At 40.6% G+C, this 13,127-nt stretch carries 8 protein-coding genes; 3 read left to right on the forward strand and 5 right to left on the reverse strand.

What is annotated here, in order from left to right; translation table 11 throughout:
• Positions 1–284 precede the first annotated feature (284 nt).
• Both QQJ93_RS08260 and QQJ93_RS08265 read left to right on the forward strand, forming a co-directional pair.
• Positions 285–1,973, forward strand: coding sequence for an NAD-dependent malic enzyme (locus QQJ93_RS08260; protein WP_089123032.1), 1,689 nt, complete (start codon positions 285–287; stop codon positions 1,971–1,973).
• 249 nt (positions 1,974–2,222) lie between these two features.
• The gene (locus QQJ93_RS08265) at positions 2,223–2,966 is read left to right on the forward strand and encodes a SanA/YdcF family protein (protein ID WP_089123033.1); all 744 of its coding nucleotides are present in this window, start codon (positions 2,223–2,225) and stop codon (positions 2,964–2,966) included.
• 1 nt (position 2,967) lies between these two features.
• Here the strand turns inward: QQJ93_RS08265 and QQJ93_RS08270 are convergent, their stop codons facing one another.
• Entirely contained in the window at positions 2,968–4,284 is a 1,317-nt protein-coding gene (locus QQJ93_RS08270) for a GGDEF domain-containing protein (RefSeq protein WP_160117478.1), read from the reverse strand.
• A gap of 278 nt (positions 4,285–4,562) precedes the next feature.
• Here QQJ93_RS08270 and QQJ93_RS08275 point away from each other — a divergent pair, with 278 nt between their 5' ends.
• On the forward strand, positions 4,563–5,399 hold the full coding sequence (locus QQJ93_RS08275; RefSeq protein WP_089123035.1) for a DUF2797 domain-containing protein: 837 nt from the start codon (positions 4,563–4,565) through the stop codon (positions 5,397–5,399).
• A 66-nt stretch (positions 5,400–5,465) separates the two neighbouring features.
• Here QQJ93_RS08275 and QQJ93_RS08280 read toward each other — a convergent pair whose 3' ends face one another.
• The 4 genes from QQJ93_RS08280 to tssI are packed head-to-tail and all read right to left on the reverse strand — an operon-like array spanning position 5,466 to position 12,922.
• On the reverse strand, positions 5,466–6,650 hold the full coding sequence (locus tag QQJ93_RS08280) for a tryptophanase (protein WP_089123036.1): 1,185 nt from the start codon (positions 6,648–6,650) through the stop codon (positions 5,466–5,468).
• Positions 6,634–10,290, reverse strand: a complete 3,657-nt coding sequence (locus tag QQJ93_RS08285) for a LysM peptidoglycan-binding domain-containing protein (protein WP_089123037.1) — start codon at positions 10,288–10,290, stop codon at positions 6,634–6,636. The genes QQJ93_RS08280 and QQJ93_RS08285 overlap by 17 nt, the downstream gene beginning before the upstream one ends.
• Before the next feature lie 3 nt (positions 10,291–10,293).
• On the reverse strand, positions 10,294–10,824 hold the full coding sequence (locus QQJ93_RS08290) for a DUF4123 domain-containing protein (protein ID WP_160117479.1): 531 nt from the start codon (positions 10,822–10,824) through the stop codon (positions 10,294–10,296).
• Positions 10,817–12,922 carry a type VI secretion system tip protein TssI/VgrG gene (tssI, locus tag QQJ93_RS08295; RefSeq protein WP_089123039.1) on the reverse strand — a complete coding sequence of 702 codons (2,106 nt, stop codon included), beginning with the start codon at positions 12,920–12,922 and terminating at the stop codon, positions 10,817–10,819. The genes QQJ93_RS08290 and tssI overlap by 8 nt, the downstream gene beginning before the upstream one ends.
• Positions 12,923–13,127: the final 205 nt, after the last annotated feature.

A 13,127-nucleotide genomic window follows, 5' to 3' on the forward strand; every position in this document is an offset into this window, starting at 1 on the left:
AAAAACATAACAAGAATGTATACAAAATTTAGTTTTTTTGTATATAAAGGAATTCAATTTGAAAATCGAATGAAAATCACATAATTGATTTAAAAACAAACAATTAAATAATATTTCATCACTTTACTTACTTCTTAATCCAAAAATTAAAATCGATTTTCTGTGCGCTAAAGCCAAACATTACAGAAAGATTGTTTACAATTACTATGTGCATTTTAATATAGCGCTATACTGTTTTCTGTTCCGAACCAAGCAAATTTTGCTCGTAGAAAAAGAGTCCGACAATGAATAACGATAAACGTCCCCTATATATTACCTACGCAGGCCCAGTATTAATGGCCACCCCTCTTCTTAATAAAGGTAGTGGTTTTACCTTTGAAGAACGAAAAGAATTCAACCTTGAAGGGTTACTACCTGAAGCAACAGAAACCATTCAAGAGCAAGTAGAGCGTGCTTATCTACAATATCAAGCCTTCGAAAGTGATATGGATAAACACATTTATCTACGTAACATTCAAGATACCAATGAAACCCTATTTTACCGTTTAGTGCAGAATCATATCTCTGAAATGATGCCGATTATCTACACGCCAACGGTAGGTGCGGCTTGCGAAAATTTCTCAAATATTTATCGCCGTGGTCGTGGTTTATTTATCTCTTATCCAAATCGTGATCGTATTGACGACTTAGTAAACAACGCCACTAGCCAAAATGTAAAAGTAATCGTTGTAACCGATGGTGAACGTATTTTGGGTCTTGGTGACCAAGGTATTGGTGGTATGGGCATTCCTATTGGTAAGCTTTCCCTTTACACCGCTTGTGGTGGGATCAGCCCGGCTTATACCCTGCCTATCGTACTCGATGTAGGTACAAATAATCCGCAACGTCTTGCTGATCCTATGTATATGGGCTGGCGTCACCCACGTATTACTGGTGCAGAATATGACAAGTTTGTGGATGATTTTATGCAAGCTATCAAGCGCCGCTGGCCTGATGCCCTCATTCAATTCGAAGACTTTGCTCAGAAAAATGCCATGCCTTTACTTGAGCGCTATAAAGATAAAGTGTGCTGCTTTAATGACGATATTCAAGGCACCGCAGCGGTCACCGTTGGTTCATTAATAGCGGCTTGTCATGCAGCGGGTAGTAAGCTTTCTGATCAACGAATAACCTTTGTTGGTGCTGGTTCTGCCGGTTGCGGTATTGCAGAAGCAATTATCGCGCAAATGGTGTCGGAAGGATTAACTGATGAACAAGCTCGCGCTCAAGTTTATATGGTTGATCGCTGGGGCTTACTACAACAAGGTATGAAAAACCTTCTTGATTTCCAGCAGAAACTTGTTCAAAAGAATAAGCATCTAGAAAAGTGGCAAAGTGAAGAGCAAGGTTATTCTCTACTAGATGTGATGCGTAATGCAAAACCAACAGTATTAATTGGTGTTTCGGGTGTTCCCGGCTTATTTAGTCAAGAAGTCATTGAAACCATGCATGCACATTGTGAACGCCCTATTATCTTCCCACTATCGAACCCTACTAGCCGTGTTGAAGGGACTCCGCAAGATATTTTCCAATGGACAAATGGTAAAGCGCTGATCGCAACCGGCAGTCCATTTGCCCCAGTGAAATTTGAAGGTAAAGATTACCCCATTGCCCAATGTAACAATAGCTACATCTTCCCAGGGATTGGATTAGGAGTACTTGCGGTTTCTGCATCACGTGTTACAGATGAAATGTTGATGGAATCAAGTCGTGCACTTGCGACCTGTTCACCATTAGCCTTAAAAGGCAAAGGTGCATTACTTCCACCACTAGAAGAAATTCATACGGTATCGAAGAAGATTGCTTTTGCTGTGGCGAAAAAGGCCATCGAACAAGGAGTGGCGCTTTCTATTACTGATGATGCAATTGAAGCGGCAATTGAAAATGGTTTTTGGCAACCAGAATATCGCCGCTATAAGCGTACTGCATTCTAATTGAGCCGTTATGCCTTAGAGGCGCTGATAAATTAAACAATAATGACAAGTGAATGTAAGCCCACTTTAATATTTAAACAAAGTGGGCTTTTTTATTTTTCACCGTCTCATTACGCTGCTATTATCAAACGTCTTAAAGTACCCCACATAATAGGTAATATGGTATGGATACTGACATGACAATAAACCGTAATTTTTTATGTGGGATAAGCTCATTTTTCATGCCCTTAGAGCATAGTCTATAGCTCTATGTTCATCGGCCAAGCACGATTGCAATTAACCCTAAAATGGCTAACCCGAAGCTTAACCGCTCTGGGAATTCTATTTGTGCTCTTTCTCAGTGGAATTGTACTTATTGATCGGCTGATCAGTTGGCAAACTCAAGATTCTATTTATCATGACATTACGAATGTACCAAAGTTTGATATTGGCTTAGTACTAGGCACTAGCAAGTATATTGGCCACACCTTAAACACCTATTACTCGCACCGAATTGAAGCAGCGATTGAACTGCACCGAAGAGGAAAAGTGACAACATTCCTACTTAGTGGCGATAACGCACACCGCTCTTATAATGAACCGTGGACAATGAAGCGAGATTTGCTTAAAGCGGGTATTCAAGAAGGCAATATTCACCTTGATTATGCGGGCTTTAGAACTCTAGATTCTATCGTGCGGGCAAAAGAGATTTTTCTTGCTGATCATTTTTTGATTATTACCCAAGATTTTCATTGTGAGCGAGCACTCTACATCGCCCAATATCACCATATTAATGCCAAATGTTTAGCGGTTCCTGGCCCTGTTGAAACTTCCGGTTTATCAATTCGAGTCCGTGAAGTTTTTGCTAGAACTAAGGCCTTTTTAGACCTATATATTTTACACTCACAGCCTAAGTTTTTTGGCCCAGTAAGTCCGATTAAAGAGAGCAATCCACAAGTCTCGTCGACGGATTTAAAAACCGTTCATGGCGATGATAAGCCCGTAGAAAATTAGATTAAATTAACTTTTCTAACACTTCCACACGATTACGACCATTTTTCTTAGCATGATATAAAGCCTCATCTGCTCTGGCGATCATTTCTGTCACACCTTCACCTGATACCATTTCAGTGACACCGAAACTGCAAGTCAACACTCCAACTTCAGGCCACTGATAATTTTCAATCATTAAACGGATACGTTCAGCAACCAGTACCGCTCCTTCTATACCGGCTTTAGGACAAAAAATAACAAACTCTTCACCGCCCCAGCGAACTAAACGGTCACTTTCTCGTAACTGCCCATAAACCAATTTAGCAAACTCACGAAGCACTTGGTCGCCAACATTATGACCAAAGTTATCATTCACGGCTTTAAAATGGTCTAAATCAACATAAATCACAGATAGACTCGAAGTTCCCCATCGGACTCGGCGTGCTAGATCGTCTAACCACTCACGAATCGCCCGGCGATTGCATGCTCCCGTAAGTTCATCTTTCGTAGCAATCAAGGCAACTTCGGTATATTTCGTTTCTAAGGCTTTATTCAACTTATTCAAATGTTCAGCATGGGCTGCCATTTTTCGAACCCGCTTTCTCGATTGGAACAGCTCATGAAATAAGAATGCTAATGCAGCAGAGATCCAGGTAGACAATAGAACCAAAGCAAAAGCTCGTGGGCTTAAATAATCACCTTTAAAAGTGATTTTATTCACAGTGATAGTATGTTCACCGAGCACTGAACCTGAATCTGTCGCGATTTGAATCATAGAAACGTTATCCACTTTCACACCAGATTCTTCAATTGGCACATTGTAGTCAAACAGCCACCAAGTCAGGACTTGAAATTTATCATAACTAATTTCTTTGCCCCCTTGACCAAAACCAGCATGGTACTCAATACCATTATATTTCAGAGTATTATCATCTTTAGGATCAAAAACTTTAGGCTCATAGTTACGAATATTCACTCTAACTTTTGCCGTATTCTCTTGCACCCCTTGATAATCAATATCTAGAAATACACGGTCATAACCAGATAAATCAATACCTTGTGTAACATCGTCCGATAAACTAATAGTCATCTCACAATAAGGCCATGGATAACTACTTTTCACAAGTCGACAAGACATGACTGGTGTCTCACCATCCAGGTTTAAACTTACCTGGCTATTCCCCCCCAGCACACTGTCAGACGCTACTTTATACGGATAATCTTGAGGCGACATTTCTAACGTTTTATCATGCCCCAAAAAATAGTAACCAATTGATAAAAAAGCATTAAGCACAATAATTACAAGTACAACTTTAATGTATAGCTGCTGATTGAGCATTTTCATTCCTTGTAAATTAGTATCAGTACTCACATGTTAGCTAAAGTCTTAATTCTCTAATTCGCATGAGAGTTTTGACTAAATTAATATTCATCACCTTTCCACAATTCATTATATTTCATGTGGTTTTACTCAAGATACTAGAATTGTTACAACATAAAAATGACAGTAGCCACATAATCTATTAACGGCAATTTAATCATTAATCTAAGGAGCAGAGTATAAAGCCATCTAAAATTTCGATAGACTAGACAAAATAAAAAATCATGAGCAAAAATATGTCGTTAAACATCACTGGAACCCTGTCAAAACTTAGCTCTCACTTAAACTCAGAGCAAGCCAATCAAGTTGAATATGCTTTACCGATTGGTGAAGAAAAAATCGCATTAAACCCGTATATTGGTCAAACAATTACCCTCACTCATACTGGCAATATTTTCTGTTCATCGTGTGGAAAAAAAACCAAGAAAAGCTATTCACAAGGTCATTGTTTTATCTGTATGAAAAAGCTAGCGAGCTGTGACATGTGCATCATGAAGCCAGAGACCTGTCATTACGATCAAGGTACTTGTCGTGAACCTCAATGGGGGGAAGAAAATTGCATGGTTGACCACTACGTCTACCTTTCTAATACCTCAAGCATAAAAGTTGGCATTACACGCCACACTCAGATTCCAACTCGTTGGATTGATCAAGGTGCGACTCAAGGCTTACCAATTTTTAAAGTCAAAACACGTCATATTTCAGGATTAATTGAAATTGAATTAGCTAAGCACATTGCTGATAAAACTAACTGGCGCACGCTGCTAAAAGAAAATGGTGAAGATCTCGCATTAGAAGAAAAATTCGCCCAGCTATTGCCTTTGATTCAGCCGACAATTGATGAAGTGAAAAGACAATTTGGCGATGATGCTGTCGAAGTTTTATCTTCTGATATCACCCCAATTTGCTACCCAGTAAAACAACACCCAGTCAAAATTGTCTCGCATAACTTTGACAAAAACCCTGTTGTGACAGGTCAATTACAAGGTATCAAAGGGCAATATTTAATTTTAGATACTGGTGTGATTAACATCCGAAAATTCACCTCTTATGAAGTGACGTTTAGCGATTAAGCAGAAATAAACAAGCCACCAAATAGAAAACCTAAACTCTATTTGGTGGTTTTTTATCAATGAAGATTAATCCACCCACTTATCGCGTGAGGTGAATCCGTCGATGTAGACCATTGGAGTCATCTCTTTTAATTTCTCGTGAGATTGACAATTAAATGACTCTAACTCTTCATCCGAAGGTCTATTTTTTATCCAAGTAAAAAACTTAGTATTACCTGTCATGTCTTTGAACATTAATGCATAGCAAGCTAATTCTTTTCTAGTATAAGATTGTTCAAAATCATAAAACCTAGATGCTAAATACTCTGTGCCCCCAAGTTTATTTAACTTCTGATACAAAGCATCATCTTCATTTAAATCACTACGGTTTAAAGCCACTAGAAGCTCCACGGTCGGTATATAATTATTATTTACTCCAACAGTAAGAAGCTGAACAACTAGCTTTTCCAACTTTTTAGAAGAAAAAACATACTCATTTTTGTTCCTATCAAACGTGAGAATAGTATCCACATAATCCATCAAAGGTTGATAGTAATGATTTTCCGCAAACCGAATCACTTCTTTAAGGTAGTGCTCACGAGTTTCTTTTGAAAAGTTCAATTGATAGTAATTACTATTAGCCAATTGATTTTCTGTTATCAATGGGACCAATTTCCCATCTTGGGTTAACTGTTTCAATAAAAAATATTGAGAACGTAAATCCCCTTGTTTAGCTTTTGCTTTAGCCAGTTTTATTGATAAATTTAAGTAATCCTCACTACATGCTTTTTTCTCAAAACTGGTATCCTTACCTAAGCCTTGTGATACTTCACTACCAAGGCTTGCAGAGCTTAAATACATAAGACAATCTGAACTTTGATTTGATAAGGCCCATGCTGCGTAAGGTACCCCTTTATTTGCGGCCTGATCTAATAGTTTAAAATTTTCTTTTCTTCTTTTTATATTGTTTATATCTGATCGTGCATACCAATACATCGCATCAGCATCATATTCCGCAACTAACTTCTCTAATAGATCACCATCATATTTTCCATGCTGTAAACTCACTAAAAATGGATACAGTTTATCTCCCGGTTTCACGGTGCTGGATATATACGGGTCATCCGGTTTTTTATTAATGTTGGCATCAATAAATGGTTGAAAAATCGCTATATCCTCTTCGGGGTTAGGCGTGTAATCATTACAGCCCATTAAGCCAAGTGTAAAGGCATATAATACAACACTGATAGATAACTTAAGATAACGCGGCATTAATCGTCCACTCCATAATAAATTCTTTTTTAGTTTCAATCTCACCATCCGTGTTACGGATTTGAATTGGCTTATTTTTTTCTAATGGGTTTTCCACCATCGAAATAGGATAAGCGTGATAGCGGCGTACTTTCACTTTAGGTAGTGTCACATAGCTACTTTGATAACTATTCTCTAATGGCTCTTCCATTTCATCCGAATAAGTCAGCACCATATTTTGGCAAAGTACACTAGATAACCGATCAAAATCGACATCTAATCTATTTGCACTAAACGGCTTCACAAACCTCGCCAGCTTAAACCAATTGTCTTTAAATGACTCCCATTGCAAAGGCTTATCTTGCAATATCGCAGGATCCTCATTCATACGAATTAAACTTTCTTTCCATTGGCGCTTCGAGTTGACATTGTCGCTTTCATCATCCACCAACCATTGCATGATTTGTACAATAGCTTGAGCCTGAGTTTGATTGTTTTGTTCTGCCGATTTAGAGCCAACTATTGTCGTTTGCTCTTTAACTAAAGAGGTCAATAAATTACGTAAGGTTTCAGGCGGTAGTTTTATCACCCAAGGCTTCATTATTGGCTGTTTTTTAAGTGCAATGAGATTATCAGCCAATAACGGTGCATACTCTTTACTTAAAGTGCTTTGCTTATATTCCGCCCATGTCGATACTGGCATCAATAACACGTCTGCTACACTTAAGCCCATGGTCATGGCAAGCGTTAATACATTATTGAGTTTCGCAAAGTCTTCATTATTACCGTCTTTGTCGACATCACCAAACACACTCAAACGTTTAAAATCGTGCTGCTTGAGTACCCCAAGCAAGGTATCCACAAATCGGTCTACCCCTAACATGTCTAGATTAATCGCAAGCTTACCCGAGGCGCCCGGCCCCATCACCAATTTTGCTGAGCTAACCAACACTAACACTCCACCCTGGAACAATAAGCGGAACTCACCTTTACTACCGACACCAAAAGAGGCAGAAAGCTCACCATTGATACTGCCAAGCTGTTGGTACTGGTTCTTCTCTTTTATCGGTGGTGGCTGCCAATAAACCGTTGCCCCTAAACTGCCGCCAGCTTCAACCCCGGCAAAGGCGTCCACGGTAACACCCGCTTCCGCAGCATAATCGGAGCTTACTGGGCCAGTATTCAATACACTTACACGCTGAATATTGGGGTCAAAGGCGGTGACCGAACTGCCTTTTATGCCAAAATTACCGCTTCCTGTATCAGAAGGACCAAACGCCACCTTAGCGCTTAGTTGGCAAGATGCACCTGCTAAACCATACACCGAACCTTCAATTTTGGCCGCTAAGCAACCCGCTTGGTATTCTTGCTCTTTATTATGAGTATCGACGTAGTCTAATTTCAGCTCATAGCCTTTGGCTTCTTTTACTTCTTTTACACCCACATTGCCCTTTTCAAACGGCAACCAAAACATAAAGCTGGCTTGCGCTTGCAGCAACGTAAAATTCGCTGAAACTTCACCTGAGCCGCCCAATTGTTTTGGATTTTTCAACGCATTTTGATAACTGCTTAACGGCGTATTTAAGGTCGCCGCCGCTTTACTACTAAAACGGAACAACTGTGCCCCCGCATCCGCGCTGTATTGGGCTTCGTTACCATTTGGGCTGATACCATCTTGATAATGGTAACCGTCTGACCAAAATGCGGTATCAAATTTCTTCTCTTTGGTCAGTGGTAGTAAATCCAACTTCACCTCTGGCTTTTTCAGCTTTTCAAGCGCTTCCGATAATGAACTGACTGGCGTTTCACTATTGGATTGCTGACTCGCAAACGTAATTTGACTAGTAATATTGCGCACATGTTCTTTGGCCTGCGAACATAAAGTATCCTCGTTACTTTCTGGCATGTACCAAGCAGGGCCACGCAGGTAAAACAGCTCGCCGCTCGACATCAAGCTGCATTCGACCACCTGTAAATCATTGAGTTTCGCGTCATTGGCAAACCCCTGTTTGTTTTTGATTTTCGCCTTATACGTATTCTCCCACAACAAGGTGAGCTTGGCTGGCAGAGAAGCCACAAAAGGCGATTCAAATTCTAAAGTAGGATTGGATGACTCTAATCGAGATTGAGCCACGCCTTTTAAAAGTTCGATGCGCGCCTTCGCCACTTTTTTAACCCATAGCAACTGATTAAAAAGCTCATCAAGCGGCAGTTTTGTGCCTAATACTTGCGCTAAGTTCTTCTGGTGCTCGGTTATCGTATTATCAATTAAGGTTATCAACGCTAAACTTGGGTAGTAAGACCAATCTAGATCAACACGGTTAACCACATCTTTCAGCTCTTTATCTTCCGCCCCACCCGAACACTCAAGATAAAGGTCAGATATAAAATCATCTTCTTTAATATCAATTACTTGGTTAGCAGCTCGCCAATTTGGCATTTTTTCATTTAGTACTTTCGGGCCTTGGTTCGCTAGGCTATCACCTTCTAACTGCGCTAACGTTAAACATTGCTCTTTAACGACTAAGCCTTGCCGATTTAGGTTACTGACCGCGGCTGAATACCAACTCACGCCATAAGGCGAAAACACTTCTTGAGGTTGTCGAATCAGGGCTTTTAATTTCTGTTTTGCTTTATCATGAGGTAATTGAGCAATCGACATCTCATCATGATTATCTGAGAGCATTTTCGCGTATTTTTCAATCGTCTCTTGCTGCTCACTGGTGAAGTATTTTAACTCTTCTCGATAAACAAACTCTGTACCATCATCCGAATCCATCCCTTCAGCATTATCAATAGCCGCCTCTTCCATGCTTTCTATTTTGTCGGTAATGTCACTAAGCACCGTATTATGTAATTGGTCCAATAAATATTGGTCAGCTTTAGCTTGTCTGGTTACCTCTATTCTCGCCGTATTAATCGAGGCACCAGAGATAGCATCAACTCCAGAGCGAGAACGTTGTCTGTTTTGCATCTTTCTCTTGAAAGCATCTGATTGCTTTAAGCGACTTTTAATATACTCTGAATACCTTCTCCAATTCTCAACTTTACCTTTTAAATTGACCATGTCGACATTGGCTTTTTCTGCCATATCGTAAAGCACATCAAACGGATCGTTGTCAGACTTTTTATATAAATAACGTGTGATCACTAATTTAAATAAATTCAGAGTTTTATAATCATCCGCATTGTCTTGAGACATGAATTGTTCAAAATGTTTCGCCGAAAATTTAGATAACACACCTAGTTGACTTAAATTCTGAGTAGTCGTTTGTACGTCACCTTCCACTATCGTGCTATCTAACAGCGCTTTTTCTTTTTCAATAATTTTCTTAGCATCTTCGGTGATGCCATACCAACACTGCTTACCGGTTTTAGGGTGAGCAGGCACATATAAAATATCCGCAAGATCAATTGGTGACGAACAGGTATCTTCGCCTCCTGCTAATTCAGTAGGTGCTTGAGGCAACTCCGTACGGCTACCATCCAAAGGAATACTTTCAATTGCCGGATCGGGCAGTGTTAATGTATCCCCTTCATAAATAAGGTCAGGGTTTTTAATTTGCTCGCTATTTAAGCTCATCAAGATTTCCGGCGAGGTATTAAAACGTTGCGCCAATAAGCTTAAACAGTCATCTTTTAATATTGTGTATTGAGCCATGATTTATACCCACTGCTTAAAAATCGATGAGGTTAGATGGTAAGGGCGCGTTTCGTCTGCTTTTTCTTGCATTTTCTTTTTATCGTGCACCTTATGAAACGATTGGACATTCTGAGATGAATCTACCCAATATAAGCGACTTGCAGGGCCTAATATTGTTGCCATATCTTCATGGTTAAGATCGGCCGCCACTTGCTGCCATAAAACATTGGTATAAAAACGAAATAAGAACTCAGTTTGTTCAATTTTCACGGTCAACAAGGCTTGCAAATGATCAAGTAGTTGGTATTGATCTACCTCGGCATCCATAGTGAAAATCACCGAGCTTGAATCAAATAACGACCATGTACGCCATTTTTCTAATATCGTTTCATCTGAACCTAAGTTAATCACTAATGGGCTTTGCTCGATTAAATAATCAAAATCAGAGCCAGCATACAAAGGTAAAACGGTTTCAAGTACTGCAATCATTTTAAGCTGCTTTAATGCATCAGGAATACGTACAGTATCTACCACTATCCAAAAGTTATTCATTAGATGCCTCCTTATCACAAGCACAATCTGCACGAGTACAAGAGCCATCGACTTGTCTTTGACAAAGTTTGGCTAAACTAACGTTGGCAATCGCTAATGTTTGCATTTTGGTGGCAGCAACTTGTACTGGTAACGCATTCGCTGGGGCAAGGACAGGCTCAATATCTAGCGGAAGAATAGGTAAAGCCCCCGAATAACCACTACCACTCCCTGCACTACCACCGGAATTAATATTCACACCAGCACCAACTAAATGAACCCCTGCCGCATCCACTTTTATAAAGCTTCCCCCGGCTTTTATAGTCAATTCACTCGCTGCTTCTAATACTATTTTTTGCCCAGCATCCAGATGAATTTCTGTTGCTGCATCTTTGATGATTGTAGTGCCAGCTTTTACTTGAATGGCCCCATCAACCTCAATGGTTTGGTCTTTGGTGATTTTGCTACGGCTTTCGCCCTCTATCGTGAGGTTGTGATTGTTTTTGATCTGAGTGAACTGGTCATTTTCAACCGTTAAATGCTGGTCGTGATTTACATCGGTGATGTGGTCGTTGAGAGTTTCGGATTTAAAGTCCTTTTGCGCGTGAACATACACTTGCTCTGAGCCAGATTGGTCTTCAAAACTGATTTCGTTAAAGCCTTCACCTTGGTGAGATTCACTGCGCCACACGGTTTTGGTTTTGTTATCGGGCAGTGTGTAAGGCGGTAAATTTTGTGCGTTAAAGGCGCGACCAGTCACGATAGGTTGGTCCGGGTCGCCATTTAAAAACGACACTATCACTTCATGACCGATTTGTGGAATGGCAATTTGTCCGTATTGACTGCCGGCCCACCCTTGTGAGACTTGGACCCAACATGAGCTATGTTCATTGCCATTGGAATATCTATCCCACGGAAAATGCAGTTTCACGCGACCATATTCATCGCAGAAGATTTCTTCACCCTCTGGGCCAACCACGTAAGCAGTCATCGGGCCATCCACTTTTGGACGGGTCATCTGTGGCATGCGCCAGGTTTTCTCCGCTGGAATGGCTTGAAACTGATTGGCGTAAGTCGTCGGTTTGCCGCCGGCGGATTCTTCGAGCGCTTGCGGTTGGTCGCCTTGATGAGTGCTGGCGATTATTAGCCAGTTTTTATTAAAGTTGTCATCACTGTGTTCGCTTAATTCAAACTTGGCGCCGCTTTGTAACTGTGGCTCATTACCTTTGCCTTTGGCGGTATGAGCATGGCGTCGCAAGCTATCTAGACGTAGTTGATTGAATTCTTTACCAACTGCGTCATCTTTAAAGCGCCCCGGCGCGTCAAAGTGCTCATAGGTATCACGCTGATAATCCATATCATTGGCGACGGCCTGCTGACTAAAGGTGTACTGCGGTTTTTTAAAGCTGTTATCACCGCTGTGTGCTTCACTGACTTCAAACTGAGTGGTTTTGCTGAATTCTTTTATATACGGCGTTGAACTAATGCCACTGGCCATCACGTTATAAGGCACTGGTGAGTCTAGAGAAGTAATGAGTTGAGAGTCATCCGTGAACAAGACATTGTGTTTACCTTTGAACTGCTCAATGTGATAAACCATGCCTTCTTCAGCGGCAAGGCGATTAATGAACTCAAGGTCAGTTTCACGGTATTGCATGCAAAACTCACGCTGCTTTGGCGTGCGAGTTAATGCAAAGACAAAGTCTTGGATGTCAATTTCTTTAAATAAGGTGGCGATGATATCCGGCGCAGAAATCGATTGAAAAATACGGCTGTTATGGCGCAAGGATAAACGCTCAATTTCAGGCACGAGAGTTAAAGCATAAAAGGTATGGTGATGGCCGGTTTCACCTTGGGTGAAGTTACGCACAATACCGTTAATACGCTGAACTATTTCGCCGTCACGATGCATGACAAGCTCGGCTTTTTTGTCCACCATGTCTAAGGCGGTGAAATCCGGTCGGCGACTAGCAAGTTGGATGTCATAACGAAAACCATGGCACCAAGTACCATCAACGTGCTGAACGGAAGAAAAGTTATCTTGCCCTTGGTAGCTTCTTACCACTAAATCTTCGTCATTGACGCCATCGACGAGAATACTAAAGTGTAGCGTAGCCATGCCCTATCCTTTTAATGTTTAACACTTTACCGATTTACTTTGTGCGCGAGCAATCCACACCCAAAGCAAACAGGTAAGTATTGAAACGAAAAATAAACAGAAAAAGCTTGGCAGAAAACTGCCAAGCTCGAGTACCTAATCTATAGCCAAAGTAATTGGAGTTGCAGTGAGGCGACAAGTGAATGAACGCCGTCAACAAAGCTGC

It is taken from the genome of Vibrio algivorus (genome assembly GCF_030161215.1).
Taxonomy (GTDB): domain Bacteria; phylum Pseudomonadota; class Gammaproteobacteria; order Enterobacterales; family Vibrionaceae; genus Vibrio; species Vibrio algivorus.